11 protein-coding genes are annotated in these 15575 nt (G+C 38.4%); 9 read left to right on the top strand and 2 right to left on the bottom strand.

The annotated features are described in order from the left end of the window. The first annotated feature begins 24 nt into the window (after positions 1-24). The 4 genes from QNI15_RS21130 (at position 25) to QNI15_RS21115 (ending at position 3255) form a co-directional block, all read left to right on the top strand. Entirely contained in the window at positions 25-948 is a 924-nt protein-coding gene (locus QNI15_RS21130; protein ID WP_314033381.1) for an anti-sigma factor family protein, read from the top strand. 174 nt (positions 949-1122) lie between these two features. Next, positions 1123-2010, top strand: coding sequence for a cell division protein FtsX (locus tag QNI15_RS21125; protein WP_314033380.1), 888 nt, complete (start codon positions 1123-1125; stop codon positions 2008-2010). A gap of 55 nt (positions 2011-2065) precedes the next feature. Further along, on the top strand, positions 2066-2272 hold the full coding sequence (locus tag QNI15_RS21120) for a DUF3098 domain-containing protein (protein WP_314004518.1): 207 nt from the start codon (positions 2066-2068) through the stop codon (positions 2270-2272). 182 nt (positions 2273-2454) lie between these two features. Next, entirely contained in the window at positions 2455-3255 is an 801-nt protein-coding gene (locus QNI15_RS21115) for an undecaprenyl-diphosphate phosphatase (protein WP_314033379.1), read from the top strand. Positions 3256-3276: 21 nt separating this feature from the next. Here the strand turns inward: QNI15_RS21115 and QNI15_RS21110 are convergent, their stop codons facing one another. Further along, positions 3277-5622, bottom strand: a complete 2346-nt coding sequence (locus tag QNI15_RS21110) for a patatin-like phospholipase family protein (protein ID WP_314033378.1) — start codon at positions 5620-5622, stop codon at positions 3277-3279. Between the two features lie 349 nt (positions 5623-5971). Here QNI15_RS21110 and lepA point away from each other — a divergent pair, with 349 nt between their 5' ends. Further along, positions 5972-7762, top strand: coding sequence for a translation elongation factor 4 (lepA, locus tag QNI15_RS21105; RefSeq protein ID WP_314033377.1), 1791 nt, complete (start codon positions 5972-5974; stop codon positions 7760-7762). A gap of 179 nt (positions 7763-7941) precedes the next feature. Beyond that, positions 7942-9411, top strand: coding sequence for a protein kinase domain-containing protein (locus tag QNI15_RS21100; protein WP_314004524.1), 1470 nt, complete (start codon positions 7942-7944; stop codon positions 9409-9411). 52 nt (positions 9412-9463) lie between these two features. On the opposite strand, the gene QNI15_RS21095 is transcribed toward QNI15_RS21100, so the two are convergent. Continuing rightward, a complete protein-coding gene (locus tag QNI15_RS21095; protein ID WP_314033376.1) occupies positions 9464-11707 on the bottom strand; it encodes a GH92 family glycosyl hydrolase in 2244 nt (747 codons plus the stop codon). A gap of 206 nt (positions 11708-11913) precedes the next feature. Here QNI15_RS21095 and QNI15_RS21090 point away from each other — a divergent pair, with 206 nt between their 5' ends. From QNI15_RS21090 to QNI15_RS21080, 3 genes are all read left to right on the top strand, one after another. Further along, entirely contained in the window at positions 11914-12543 is a 630-nt protein-coding gene (locus tag QNI15_RS21090) for a chloramphenicol acetyltransferase (protein ID WP_314004528.1), read from the top strand. Between the two features lie 110 nt (positions 12544-12653). Beyond that, on the top strand, positions 12654-13352 hold the full coding sequence (locus QNI15_RS21085; protein ID WP_314004530.1) for an HAD family hydrolase: 699 nt from the start codon (positions 12654-12656) through the stop codon (positions 13350-13352). Between the two features lie 1046 nt (positions 13353-14398). Continuing rightward, a partial coding sequence (locus QNI15_RS21080) for a hypothetical protein (RefSeq protein ID WP_314033375.1) occupies positions 14399-15575 on the top strand: 1177 nt, incomplete at its 3' end.

Raw genomic sequence — 15575 nt, 5'->3', positions numbered from 1 at the left:
TACCACCCAAAGTAGAAAATACTCATGAACAAAGAGTACCAACATTCGGAGATGATCGATGCTTACCTGAGAAACGAGCTTTCTGCAGATGAGAGGGCTGATTTTGAGCAGTTGGTTCAGAAAGATCCTCTGTTATACAACGAATTTTTGTTACAAAAGGAGATCGTTACCAATCTTCAAAGCTATCGGAAGGCGCAATTGAAGAACCGCCTGAATCAGATTGATGTTAGTAATAATTCTTCCTGGAGTGGTGCTGCCTCTGCCGGGATGTGGGTTGGAGGACTAGCTTTGATCGGATTGTTGAGCTGGTTTGGTTACTCTTCATTGAAAGGAACTACTTCTAACACTGCTGTTGTAAATGTACCTGCTACTATATCAGCAACATCTCCTACAACACAGACTCCTGAAATTTCTCCTAATGCTAACGCAAACAATGAAGGTGCAGAAGCTATGACAGAAACAAATGTATCTGTAAGTAAGTCTTTAGAAAAATCTTCTTTACCCGTAAAAACGACATCGAGAAAAACCTATACTACACGTAAGAATTCTCAATCTGCTGATCAGTTAATCGTCGCAGCTGCTGATACTGAAGTAAGTGCTCCTTCACAGGAAGATGGTATCAAAAAGATTGATTCAGAACCTGTTATCGAGAAGCCAGCCATGTATGGTAATACCTCTTCCTCTAATCGGTTAAATGTGGTTGATAATACAAATGAAACATTAAAACTACATTACTATTACCGTAACGGACGTATTGCATTGCTTGGTTTTGATAAGCCTTATACGTTTCTGGATATGCCTGCAGAGAATACAACTTATCTGTATTATGAAGGAAACTTTTACAAATTGAATATCAGTCAGATACAACCTGCTCCTATTCAAAGTGTATTAATTACTGAAAAACCATTGATTGATTCTCTGAACAAGATGCTTGTCAATCGTAAATAATATAACATATTCTTCAAAAGCCTTCCTGATATTCAGGAAGGCTTTTTGTTTTATAATTATTCTATACCACTTCTTTAAGTATCTTTGGCTGATGTGTAAAGATTAAAGGTAAATTCCTACCTTTGCCTTTGATACAATGGATTTGGAAATACTGTTTACTTATACCGCATACCATTGAAAAAAAACCGTACATACAAACGTTTTGGTAGTTATCCATACGTGACAGTTATTTTTAGCATTACCTTTGCTTTATTTGTATTGGGACTCAGTGGCTTATTGGCCTTACAGGCTTTTCGCCTGTCTGATTCCATTAAAAATACGATTGAAGTCTATGTGTATCTGGATAAATACATGGATACAGATGAGATCAGAGAAGTTGGGCAGAAGATGCGGAAAAAGGATTATTTGTCTGTAATAGATAACAGACCTCAAATCCGTTTTATATCCAAAGATGAGGCTGCCCGTAAATTTATTAAAGAAACGCACGAAGATTTTGTAACCTTACTTGGTGAAAATCCTCTACGTGATGCCTATGTTATTCGTATCAAACCTGAGTTATATCAGAAGGAGATGATGCGTCAGATTAAAACAGATCTGGAGTCTGTGAAAGGTGTATTTGAAGCTGTGTATCTGGAGCAACAGGTAGAGGAGGCAAACCGAAATATTTATAAGTTAACATGGGTTTTACTGGGTTTTGCTATTATTTTGTTTGTTGCTGTTTTTATTCTGATTAATAACACATTAAGATTAGCTATGTATTCTCAGCGATTCTTAATCCGGAGTATGCAACTAGTAGGAGCAACATCATCATTTATTCAAAAGCCATTCCTGTTTCGTGCTGTTTTCTATGGACTTTTTGGTGGACTACTAGCTTCTGCTGGGTTGTATGGTCTTTTATCCTATGCCGCATCTGAACTGGAATTGTTTACTCTAATACAAGAGCCTCGTGCGTTGTATATGTTCTTTGGTGGCTTGTGCACATTAGGCATACTGGTTAGTATGGGAAGTTCTTATCGGGCGTTGAACAAATATTTAAATATGTCACTGGATGAGCTGTATTAGGTTCTGTTTTGTCACTACTTTGTATTCATTTGAATTTAACTATACTATTTAAGATATGGACAACAAAAATAAACTGGCATTCGGCAAGCAAAACTACCTGATTATGTTAATAGGTATTGCCTTGATTACTATTGGTTTTATTGTAATGTCAATGGATAAAGAACCTTTTGGCTTTGGTGCTCTGGGACTAACAATCGGACCATTGATTGTATTAAGTGGATTTGTTGTTGAGTTTTTTGCGATCCTACGTAAACCAAAATAGTCTCTGAACAGGCATTTAAGGGCTTTGTAAGTTTACATTAAGCCACTTTTTATATACTACTATTTTTGCACCCGCAGAAGGCATACTTTCCTGCGGGTTTTGCTTAAGATATGTGGTCTAACTTACTTTAAAAAAGCTTCAAAAGCTTATTCAAACACTATCACTTATCTTACCATCATTCTATGAACATTTTGCATGCCATTATTCTAGCTATTGTTGAAGGTTTAACCGAGTTTCTACCTGTATCCTCTACAGGTCATATGATTATAACAGCAGCCTTATTGGGTATTCCTCCAGGGGACTTTACAAAAGTTTTTATTGTAGCTATTCAGTTTGGTGCCATCTTGTCTGTCGTGGTACTATACTTTAAACGATTTTTTAAGGGGCTTGATTTTTACTTTAAGCTATTTGCTGCATTTCTACCTACTGCTATTCTTGGGTTCTTATTGAAGTCTACTGTCGATAAGCTCCTTGAAAGTGTGACTGTAGTGGCTTTTATGTTGCTAGTGGGAGGCATTATTCTCTTGTTTGTTGATAAATGGTTTGCAAAGAATGAACAGCATTCTCCTGATGAAGATACCATCAGTTATCCTACTGCCTTGTTGATAGGTATATTTCAATCTCTGGCAATGGTTCCTGGAGTTAGTCGTTCGGCTGCCACCATTATTGGAGGGCTTACACAAAAGCTAACCCGACAAACGGCTGCTGAGTTTTCGTTCTTCCTGGCAGTACCTACTATGTTTGCTGCTACTGCAAAAAGTCTGTGGGATGATCGCGAACTTTTTATGGCACAAAGTGATAACTGGGGAATTTTAGTAATCGGCAATATAGTGGCTTTTATAGTTGCTATGGCTGCTATCCGTTTTTTTATTGGCTTCCTGACCAAATATGGTTTTAAGGCATTTGGATACTATAGAATTATCGTAGGTGCTATTTTATTGATTCTTATTATTATGGGAATCGATCTTAAAATAGTTGATTAAATAAGAAGTAGTCTACCACTTTTATTTCAGAATTTGCTTCAGGCGTTCCAGGGCTGCCTGATTGCGGGGATCATAAATAGCATTTTTGAGATTTTGCTTCTCCCGGGCAGTCAGGCGCCAACTTAAAGACACCCGTTCATAATTCTGACGTCGAACGCTATCTTTGGTCGTAATTGCTGTTGTATCCGCATTTTGGTAGGTTGCATAGCTGACTTCAATCTGATGTACGGGAATTTTGGGAAACATCTCCCGTGTATATTCAATAACATTGTCATTGTTAATATCCTGAAGATGTGACCAGTTGCGATACAGACTACTGATAGGTGTAAACATTCGGTTAAATAGTGAACGATCCTCGTTTTTTTCAATTGCATGTTCTTTGGGCGTATCACGAACAGAAAGAAACACAACTCCGGATGTATTTCGGGCAATCCATTCTCTGAATACATATACAAAGCGTATAGCATCTGATATGCCAAAGTTATCAGATAATCCAGCATCCATTATTTCCATTGCAGGTTCGCTGGGAAGCACCACATTGGGTGTAATGTAAGGGAAAGTAGCACTCATTCGTAAAGCACTTAGGAAACGTAGATTATGTGCTTCCTGCTTTTCAAAGAATCTCAAAAACTCAACACCTTTCAATTTAGGAATTAGATAACGAGGTGACACATGATCTGCTTCTGTCATGTAAGAGACATGTTGAGGGGATATATAGAGTTTTCTGCCATCGTTAATAATAGTTGGGGAAAAAAGCAGCATGGGGACCTTGGCTAGTCGTTCAGGCTCCTGATAATCCATGACCGTTTTATCCATAATATTTTCAGTATTCTTATTGAGTTGTTGCTCAAAGGCATACCCTCGATCTTTGTAATACCAGTGATTTTTATAGTTAAACTGTTGAAATTTGAAAAACATATCACTTACTACCAGAGAAAATGTAATAGCATTGAGATTGTCCTTTGCGATATTGTCCAGGTATTTATGATTGTATAAATCCAATGTAGTATCGGTCTGGCTACGTAGATAGAGTTCCCGGAAATAGCTGGCGCCAACTAAACCGCCTGAAGCTCCTGTAATCAGAAATGTATGAGGGATAAGTGTACCATTGAGTGAACTGTCTGCTGCCTGAAGGACCCGCATTGTCCATAAAGCGGCTCTTTCTCCACCACCACTGACACAAAGAAACAACAACTTAGGCTTTTTTTGGGGAAGCAGAGTTTTTCTGGTAGTTTCTTCTTGTACTAATTGTTTGCTTCTAAGATCGGTGATCTTAGCTTTCCAGCGTTCCAGAATGGCAAGAGTTGAGTCTTTGTCTGCCTGGTAGTGTTCTGAATTGCTAAGACTATCCAGTTGAGTAATAGAATAATCTGCCTTTTCTGTTTTATAATTAAGACCAAATGCTTCATAATCGGTTTGAATGATTCGTGCTTTAACCAACTCATTGTAGCCAAACAGAACTAAGATAAATACAGGAATAGACCATTTTCCCAGCCAGAAGGATATAGCTCCTACAAACAATGTAGCCAGTGTAAAAAGCAAAAGCATACTGGCTCCTGCAGGTATCTGAAAACCGGGAAGGTCACGAAATATGCCTAAGCCAAGGACTATCAGAAAGACAAAAACCTGAATAATAAATGCATTCAGGTGATTCTGACGGAGTACCTTTAAGGCTGCTGAGACATCTATCAACTGACTTTCTGCCGGACGGATACGTAGACGGGCATCGAGAAAAGATTCAATGTGCATGCCATATCTGCGGACAGTATCGACCTTCTTACGCATGACATTGACACGGGTTACTTTTTGTTTTGGCTGTAACGGGGAGGCTGCACTGGCCGCTAGAACTTTGAAAATATCTTTGTTTGTACTGGTAAAATATAAAAACAGCATTTCCACTGTAATTATACTACCCAGAAGCAACCCTAACGATTCCCATATAAGCTCCTTAACAGGTACGTTTTCTTTGTGTTGAAAACTAATAAACTGAACCAGATAGGTTATTAGAAAAATAAGAGGAATGGTACTGTTATTTATGCTGAATTTACGAAACGGATCTTTTTCATTGCCTAGGAAACCACAACGATGAGCATCCAGAATATAACAGGTGATATGGAAAGCCATAGTGAATCCTCCAAGAGTAACCCCAATGATGAGCAGACTGGCAAAGTTAACCCGATGATTGTATTCCGGATCAAGGAAGAGATACGGCAAACCAAATAACGTGCCTACCCCCTGAAGTACAAATCCAAACAAAATAGCCCAGAATAAAAGCAACCACTGGTTCTTTTTAAGATGTAAAACCAATAGCTGGACAGGAAAGAAATACCAGATGTCAGATATAATTTTTCGAACGCGACTTAACATACTACTGATTGAGAAATAAAAAGATACATATTTAACGCATTTGCACTAAACTGTATATACATCGGCTTTTCCTGGTTTTGTAAAAGAAGGTACATGAAAATCTTACTTTTTGTATGAATTTCCTGTGTATTCTTCCGGATTTTAGCATTGAAGCTAACAGAATTGTTGCAATGTCTCAATATTAGAGAATACAATTTATTACACAGGAAGGTTTTCTTTTTGGAAAGATACGATTGGGAATGTGTTTGAGTCGGAAATTTATTGCTAATTTTGTAGAAGTAAATTTATTTGTTGGGTAATCAGTTGATGATCTCAACTCTGAAAACAGAACTTAAGAAATAAGAACTCAATGGAGAACATCCGTAATTTTTGCATTATTGCTCATATTGATCATGGTAAAAGTACCCTGGCTGACCGACTGCTGGAATTTACTCAGACAGTTTCTAAAAGGGAGATGCAGGCTCAACTGTTGGACGATATGGATCTGGAACGGGAAAGGGGCATTACCATTAAGAGCCATGCTATTCAGATGAATTATGTATATCAGGGAAAACCGTATGTTTTTAATCTGATCGATACGCCCGGACACGTAGACTTCTCCTATGAGGTATCCCGTTCCATTGCAGCCTGTGAAGGCGCTTTGTTGTTGATTGATGCATCACAGGGTATTGAGGCTCAGACAATCTCTAACTTCTTTCTGGCATGGGGAAATAACCTGACTATTATTCCGGTGTTGAATAAAGTAGACTTGCCTGGTGCAATGGTTGAGGAGGTAAAGGATGAGGTAGTAGATTTGGTCGGTTGCGACCGGGATGATATTATTCATGCCAGTGGGAAAGAAGGAATTGGTATCGAAGATATCCTGAATGCTGTTGTTGAGCGTATTCCTGCTCCAAAAGGAGATCCGAATGGACCGCTACAAGCTTTGATATTTGACTCTGTATTCAACTCCTTCCGTGGTATTGAGGTTATATTCCGGATTAAAAATGGTACGCTACGTAAAGGAGAGAAAGTGAAGTTCATGGCGACAGGCAAAGAATACAATGCTGATGAAATTGGTATTCTGCGTCTGGATAAAGAGCCACGTGATGTAGTACATACAGGTGATGTAGGCTATCTGATTTCTGGTATCAAACAGGCCAAAGAAGTAAAAGTAGGGGATACCATTACACATGTGGAACGCTCGGCTGCCGAAGCTATCAAAGGATTTGAAGATGTGAAGCCTATGGTATTTGCGGGGATCTATCCGGTAGAGACCTCTGAATATGAAGATCTGCGGGATGCAATGGAAAAGCTTCAGTTAAATGATGCTTCGCTGGTTTGGGAACCTGAAACTTCTGCTGCGCTTGGATTTGGTTTCCGTTGCGGATTCCTGGGAATGCTCCATATGGAGATTGTACAGGAACGTCTGGAACGGGAGTTTGATATGACTGTAATTACAACGGTACCGTCTGTACAGTTTACCTGCTACATGACCAAAGGAGATCCGATTACGATTCATGCTCCTGCAGAAATGCCTGACCCAAATAACATTGATCATATTGAAGAGCCTTTTATCAAAGCACAGATCATTACCAAAACTGAATACGTAGGTCCGGTAATCGCTTTGTGTATGGACAAAAGGGGTATTATCAAGAACCAAAACTACATTACTGCTGAACGGGTGGAGATGACATTTGAGATTCCACTGTCAGAGGTAGTATTTGACTTCTTTGATCGCCTGAAAACAATTTCCCGTGGATATGCTTCTCTGGATTACGAACTGATCGGCTACAGAGAATCTACTATGGTGAAGCTGGATATCATGCTGAACGGTGATAAAGTGGATGCCTTGTCTGCTATTGTACACAGAGACAAAGCGTATGAGTGGGGAAAACGTCTGTGTGAAAAACTTCGGGAATTGTTGCCTCGTCAAATGTTTGAAATTGCGATCCAAGCTGCTATCGGACAAAAGATTATTGCCCGTGAAACGATTAAAGCTCTTCGTAAAAACGTATTGGCGAAGTGTTATGGTGGTGATATCAGCCGAAAACGGAAACTATTGGAAAAACAGAAGAAGGGTAAAAAGCGGATGCGCCAAGTTGGTAACGTAGAGATTCCTCAGGAAGCATTTATGGCAGTACTTAAACTGGAATCATAATTGATTGATATAGGTACTATTTGATAAACCCAGCTGGATAAAGGCTGGGTTTATTTTTTTATCAAGTTATAAATAAAAGAATTATACTAATTAGCAGAGGTTACAATACAGAAGTTTGTTCATTAACAGAAAAAAAGTAATTTGTTCACCTTTCGATCACTGGCAACCTGGTTTTATATATGTCATCTCAGGAACAACTTCAAACACTGATACGTGCACTGATTACCAACGGCACACTTAGCGAGGTACAAAAGAGTATTATCTACTCTCATGCAGAATTACAGGGTGTACCACCTGAAGAGACAGAACGTATGATCCAGGAAGCTCTCCAACAGGCTTCTCAAACAAATACTCCCTCTACAACTGATCAGTCAGGATTTATTACAAATACTCCTACTCCTTCTGATACAACAGGCTCTTCATTTGTAGATTCTAACTCCTCTGCATCTCAGCAAAATGTGTCTCAGAGCAATGCTTCACAGGCTAATTACTCCGGTGTACAGTTTGGAGCAGGAACTGGATTTACAGATGCAACTCTGCTAAGTGAGCAAGGCGGAATGAGTATAACACAAAAAGCTCGTCTGGATGGTCGCTGGGTGGTTGTCAAGCGGGTTGCTTCTACATACAAATACAATCAGACCTATGCAGATCTCTTATTTAAAGAGTATTTCAACGGACGGGATCTGGAACATCCACATATAGTCAATATTTATGGAAGAGGAGAGGATACAGAAGGTCCATTCTTTTACATGGAATATATTGATGGACAATCTTTGAGAAAGCGTATTCCGGAAGGAGGAATAAAAGATCAGCGATTGATCCGAAAAATTGCTGTTGAGATACTGGATGCCTTAAGCTATGCACATAAGAAGCAGGTTTATCACAGAGACTTGAAGCCTGAGAATATTTTGATTACCAATAAAGGAGATAATGTTAAGATTATCGATTTTGGATTGGCGGCTGCTGATAAGTTTGATGATTTATCGGGTGCTACCTTTGTTGGTACACAAAAATATGCAGCCCCTGAACAATCTTCTGCCTTGAATCAGGTAGATGGACGTACAGACTTATATGCTTTTGGACTCATTTTACTGGAAATGTTTACAGGAAGTCCGGAACCTAAAAATCTGAAGCAATTACCTGTTGGTTACTGGCGCAGTATCATTGATAAATGTTTGCAGCCCAACCCTTCTGACAGATATCAGAATGCTGGTGAAATTCTGGAATATATAAATAGTTACAGTAGTTCGGTTAGTCAGCCGGTAACTAACCAGCCAGTGATAAATCAGCCTGTTACTCCACCTCCGGTTCCTGTAGCAGAAAACAGACCTGTACATACCCAACCTAAAACGCCTGTTAACCGACCTCAAGCCAATCCACCTGTGATACAGGGATTGCAGAAGTTGCCTAATGATGTATTGATATTAGTGTTAGGAATTCTTTCTATTATAACCTGTGGGTGTGGTTTTGTTGTGGGAATTATAACGTTGGTTTTGGCAAGTCAGAGCCATGCAGCCTATATGCAAAATCCGGCAGCTTATGATCCGGGATCACGTCAACTGGTCAACACTGGGAAAATATGTGCTATTGTAGGTACTATTTTGGGAGCTTTGTTTGGTCTGAAATGGTTTGCCGGATGGTTATTCTAAAAAAAGTCCTCTGCCGAGTGAATATGGCAGAGGACTTTTGTAATACTATTGCTTAATGCTTTTGTTCGGTTAGAATAAATGCCATAGAACCACCTTGTATCAGATCATTGTGCTTTAGAATATAGCTATTAGACAGCTTACCATTGAGCGATATTTCCTGTACATAGATGGCCTTATCACTCGTTTTCTTTGCACTTATAGAAAATGTTTTCTGATTAGGAAGATGCAGGGTTACTTTACTGAATAGCGGGGAGGTAATTGCATACTCGTCAGAGGCTGGATTGATAGGATACAAACCTATTGACGCCAGAACATACCATGCACTTACCTGTCCGGAGTCATCATTGCCACTCAAACCACCCGGGCCATTGGCATATTCTTCTTTTAGAATATGATTAACCCAATATTGAGTTTTATAAGGAGCATTTGTATAGATATATAGAAAAGGGATTTGCTGACCTGGTTCATTTCCGTGCCAATACTCATTCTTTTGGAAAAGATCATCAAGAGCTGCTTCAAATTTAGTAGTCCCTCCCATAAGCTTAATCAGGCCATTGATATCATGAGGTACATAGAAGCTATATTGACGAGGTGTGCCTTCGGTAATAAATAGTAGTTTCTTATCCGGATTATAGTTTTTCATCCAACTTCCATCTGAATATCTGCCATTAACAAGTTGTAACGAAGGATCAAATACATTTCTGTAATTGGCAGATCTGCGTATCAGATCACGATAGTCACTATTCTTCTGAAGGCCTTTGGCTACCTGAGCTACACAATAATCATCAAACGCATACTCTAATGTGCGGGATGCCTGCTCATTTTTATGAAAGGCATAGGGTATGGTATCTTCCATTGGATAGTAGCCATATTTGAGGTATGAACCCAGAGAACGTCTGCCTCTTCCATCTTTCAGCGCCACCTGATCCGGAATCTCATATGCATTTTTACGCATTGCTTTGTATGCCTCCTCTACATTGTAACCTCTGATACCTTTTATATAGGCAGAAGCGATAAATGCAGAGGCATGATCTCCAACCATTGCAGAGGTATAGCTATTCCAACAGGGGAAGTTCGGTAGCCAATTGCCTTGCTGACTTTTCAGGATAAGAGAGTTTACCAAGTCATTTACCAAGTCAGGGTCAATAATTTCCAGAAGGGGAAGCTGGGCTCTGTAAATGTCCCACATCGAGAAATCATCATAATAATTGCCTTTGGCAAGTTGTTGTATCTGATAATTTCCTGCGAACTGAGGATATTTGCCATCTATATCACTAAACAGACGAGGGTGCTGAAATGCATGATATAGTGCTGTATAGAATATTCTTTTATCGTTTTCATTGCGTGTCTCTACAACAATTTTGCCTAAGGCTTGTTCCCATACTGCTTCTGCTTTTTTGCGAATTGCTTCAAAATTCCAGTCGGTAATTTCTTCCTGCAGATTAGCTCTAGCACCTTCGATACTGGTAAAAGAGGTTCCTACCTTAAGCCGGATGACCATTCCTTTCGTTACCTTAAAACCAATATATGCACCTATATCTGGCCTATGAGAAAGGCTATCGGAAGAAAATAGCTGTGTATTGCTGTAAGTTCCTTTGGTGGAAAAAGCTTGTTCAACTTTGACTACAAAGTACCCACTGAACCCTGCGGGTTCTCCCCAACCCTGATAAATCCGATGGGCAGGGTTGTAGCCTGTCACTTCTTGCTCGGATGCATTGACATGGATAAATCCCTTTTTGTAGTCGCTGTTAGGTGTTATGAGTACATATAGGCTGTCGTCCTTCTGTGCTGTAAACTGTAGTATAGCACATCGTTTGGTTGGAGCGACTTCTGTTTTGATCTGATAGTCTGGTAATTCTACACTATAATAAGCAGGGGTAGTAATTTCTTGCTGATGAGAAAATGAGGTTTCATAATGGGTTGTTTTTAAATGGCCTGTAATAGGCATGATGGTAAATGTCCCATAATCCTGAACGCAACTTCCGCTGAGCCAGTGAGTACCTCTGATGCCACTAAACATAGTATCCTTATAATAATAGGGTGGAAGACATTTTTTTTCTGTGTATTGTGTCTGTGGTGTCCATTGGGTCATTGCAAAGGGAAGTGTAACAGCAGGTATAGTATTGGCTAGTGGTTCTGTACCTTCTGCATGTTTTTGTGTTGACAGAGTGGTACTTCCTGAAGTACCTGTTAATGGGTTAACATAGGGCAGGAGCTTATTTTGTGCCTGAAGTGTGAGGAATGGAAGTAGGGCAAGTAACAGAATTGCTGTTTTTCTTGTAATACAATGTATCATAAAATTTGGTGATCTGATAAATTATAGGTTTAGAGTCGTAGTTAACAGGATGTTAGAGGGTATACTATAATTCTTTTGGAAATGGAATTAATATAAATACATTTCTGCGCTATACTGTCCATTATAACTCTAATAAACGGATAATTTCGTGTTCTCAAAGTTATATTTTTATCTTTGCGTTTTTTACTATAATGATTTGAATAACTATGCGTACTGAATTACAATTAGACCACTGGAACCGGAAAGAGCATTTTCAGTTTTTTTCGGGGTTTGATGAACCATTTTTTGGAATTGTTGCAGAACTGGATATAACACATGCTTATCAAAAGGCAAAAGCAGCCAATGCATCTTTTTTTCTATATTATTTGTATCAGACACTAAAGGTTGTTAATGCTATAGAAGAATTTCGGTATCGGATAGCTGAAGGAAAAGTATATTGTTATGATACAATTCATGCATCACCTACTATTAGCCGCGATGATACTACGTTTGGCTTTGGTTTTATTGAGTTCAAAGATACATTCGAATCATTTTTGCCAGGAGCTTTAACAGAAACTGAAGCTGTAAGGCAGACTTCCGGATTGTGTCTGAGTGATCAGACAGGACGTATAGATGTAATTCATTTTTCTGCTATCCCATGGACCCGTTTTACAGGGCTTACACATGCCCGCCATTTTGCTTATAAGGACAGTGTGCCTAAAGTATCTGTAGGAAAATATTATACACAACACGGAAAGATGTTGCTACCTGTTGCTGTGAATGTACACCATGGCTTGATGGATGGATATCACGTTGGAAAATTTCTGTCAGAACTACAAAGTTTATTTAATCAGTAATCATACTGCAATGTGTTTGATTCATACAGAAGTATAGAATAATCTAGTAGACATGCATGGTATGCGATGGGTTTCAGTAAACAGACTTTAGTTATTTTAACCAGATTCTAATGAAAAAGATAAAAGTAATTGCATTTGATGCCGATGACACACTATGGGTAAATGAACCTATTTTTACAAAAACGCAGAAGGAGTTTAAAACATTGTTAGAACCCTATCTCACAGGAGATGAAATTGATACGAAACTGTATAATGCAGAAATTCGTAATCTCCGGCTTTTTGGATATGGAGTGAAAGGCTTTATGCTTTCAATGATTGAAACAGCTATAGAGCTTACTCAGGGTAAAATAACCGGAACCGAAATTCAACGAATTATTGATTTGGGGAAGGAGATGATTGAACACCCAATTGAGGTATTGCCTAATGTAGAGGAAACCATTAAGCTTTTGCAGGACCAATATGAGCTAATGGTGATTACAAAAGGAGATTTGTTTGACCAGGAAAGTAAAATTGCCCGTTCAGGACTTGGGATTTACTTTAACAAGGTGGAGATAGTTAGTGAGAAAAATGAACAATCTTATCTGAATATCATCCGTAAGAACAATATCATAGCCGATGAGTTTATAATGATTGGCAATTCTCTCAAGTCCGATATCTTGCCTGTGTGCAAAATAGGAGCACATGCAGTACATATTCCTTTTCATGTAACGTGGGCGCATGAATTAGTAGAAACTCATCAGATTGAAGGTGTTGCATATCAGGAGCTGGCAGACATCAGTTTGTTGCCTGAATTGCTGAACAGTTTCTGATTGAGTCATAATTTGTCAAACGACTTTTTAGTGGGAATTTTTATAAATAAATTTGAGAGTCCTGTTATTGACAGGACTTTTTTCATAGTAGAGCCCCTGCTGCTAGTAAACCTACATATTACATTTTGGTCTCATATTTTGTCTGTTAGTGTAGTCCTTTTTACAGTTTATGTAGCTTCATATTCTTTTCTCTGCTTTTGATAGCCACCTTTGTCGTATACTTACACAAGAGCTTCACAATCTCTGTTGGTTGATCTCAAGTAGGTATAATGCACAACAAATCAACAATGATGCTTCACAACGAATACATTTGAGTCCAATGCTAATGGCAATGTATTCGTAGAAAAATAAAGTAGAGGCCTTCTGTTACTGTTTATTTAGGTTAGATCTGAATTGCTAAGGTCTGATTATAAATGAAATAGAATAGAGAGTCACAACTTGGGAAAGAGTAAAAAAGATAGCGGATTTTCTGCTATCTTTTTTGTTTGTGCAAAATGAGGTTAGTGGTTGATTATCAATTATATACAACTAAAGGGGATTGGTAGAGATAGCTAGTCTTTAGTATCAGGAGTGTATATGGTGAACACCGATAATGACAAATGGACGTCTAATCTAGAACGAATTTTCAGGTAAGAAAATTTTGAATTTGCTTTAAATTATACAATCAATGTGATATACCCCCTATAGGGGGTGAGCAACAATGTATTTAGTATGCAAGACATATCACAATGATGTAGATAGGTGAAAAGGCTTATAAATTCAGGCTTAATTAATAGGAGGAAATCACTAGGGGTAATCTATAATAGCTTATTTAGCAAAGAAATATTAACAGAAGATAATAATGGATAGTAGCTCATCATTGTCAGAAAACAACAAAATATTCTGAGATATTTATTAAGTGAATCATACTCTGAAATGATGTCGGTTTTATTTCGTTTCAAGAGTTTATTTTTAATTCTAACACATGTAAGTTAACTTCTTAGTGGTGTGCATTCGTTAAGTTGATTTATATGTAACATTGCTGCGGAAAAATACTATCAAATGATATGCAGCATTTTTTTACAAGATTTTCATTAGGATATATACAGAAAATAGTACTGCTAGTTTTCTGTATACTTGTTGGAGTAAAGGTTCAGGCTCAGAACCTGATTACAAATGGAAATTTTTCAAGTGGTAATACTGGATTTACATCAGAGTATACATACACAACTGAAGCAAAATCAAATACTGGTGATTATTCCAAAGGATTAGGTCCAGAAGGAAGATATACTGTAGGAACAGAGCCCTTCTATTATCATAAAGATTTTTGTAAACTAAGTGATATTTCTGGTAGTACTCCTTCAGGAGGTAATATGTTGATAGGAAATGGGTATAATGGATCTTCCAAAAAGTTATGGACTCAGACCGTTGCTTTGCAAGCTAATACTAATTACAAACTGACTTTTTATGCAATAAGTCTGGCAGGTGCAAATACTTTATTATTTGGATTGTATGGTAACTGTACACGTTTAGGACAAGATATAGATGTGGGTAACACCTGTGCATGGACATTATATACAATGACTTTTAATAGTGGCGTGTTAACTTCACTGGAATTGTCGCTCCGTAATATAAGTGTCAATGCTTCAGGTAATGACATTGCTGTTGATGATATTATATTGGTAAAAGATAATCCAGTTACTAACTATGCTACCATCAGTGATGACTTTGTGTGGCAAGGTTACACCACAGACTGGACGAATGCTGATAACTGGGGATCGTGTACAGTACCTACCTGCTCAGATGATGTAGTTATTCCGACTGGTCTGACCAACTATCCTGTACTGGCTTCCAATACTACTGGTGCTGTGAAATCAATCACTATCCAGTCAGGAGCTACAGTAACTTTAAATAGTGGCAGTGAATTGCAGGTGTGTGGTAATTTATTAAACAGTGGCACAATCTCTGCCAGTTCTACCGCTACCATCACCCTGATGGGGACTACCAATCAGGCTATTTCCGGCAGCAGTGCCACCAGTCCGTATGTGAACCTGAAAATTAATAAAAATTCAGGCTATGTGATTCCTTCCAATACGATCTATATTGCAAAAAATCTTAATCTGACCAAGGGAATTATCACAACCAATGGTTATGAGATGTATGTACTGAATGGGACAACAAGTGCAATTACTAACTTTTCATCTGCTTCTTATGTAGATGGAAATCTGAGAAGAGCTATCGGTT

It is taken from the genome of Xanthocytophaga flava (genome assembly GCF_030068545.1).
Lineage (GTDB): Bacteria > Bacteroidota > Bacteroidia > Cytophagales > 172606-1 > Xanthocytophaga > Xanthocytophaga flava.
The sequence above is the reverse complement of the archived record's forward strand: the minus strand, read 5'-3'. Positions and strand labels throughout refer to the sequence as shown.

Coding starts and splice junctions, on each gene's coding strand:
- QNI15_RS21100 (WP_314004524.1), top strand. CDS start 7,942: ATGTCATCTCAGGAACAACTTCAAACACTGATACGTGCACTGATTACC.
- QNI15_RS21085 (WP_314004530.1), top strand. CDS start 12,654: ATGAAAAAGATAAAAGTAATTGCATTTGATGCCGATGACACACTATGG.
- QNI15_RS21110 (WP_314033378.1), bottom strand. CDS start 5,622: ATGTTAAGTCGCGTTCGAAAAATTATATCTGACATCTGGTATTTCTTT.
- QNI15_RS21095 (WP_314033376.1), bottom strand. CDS start 11,707: ATGATACATTGTATTACAAGAAAAACAGCAATTCTGTTACTTGCCCTA.
- QNI15_RS21090 (WP_314004528.1), top strand. CDS start 11,914: ATGCGTACTGAATTACAATTAGACCACTGGAACCGGAAAGAGCATTTT.
- QNI15_RS21115 (WP_314033379.1), top strand. CDS start 2,455: ATGAACATTTTGCATGCCATTATTCTAGCTATTGTTGAAGGTTTAACC.
- QNI15_RS21120 (WP_314004518.1), top strand. CDS start 2,066: ATGGACAACAAAAATAAACTGGCATTCGGCAAGCAAAACTACCTGATT.
- lepA (WP_314033377.1), top strand. CDS start 5,972: ATGGAGAACATCCGTAATTTTTGCATTATTGCTCATATTGATCATGGT.
- QNI15_RS21130 (WP_314033381.1), top strand. CDS start 25: ATGAACAAAGAGTACCAACATTCGGAGATGATCGATGCTTACCTGAGA.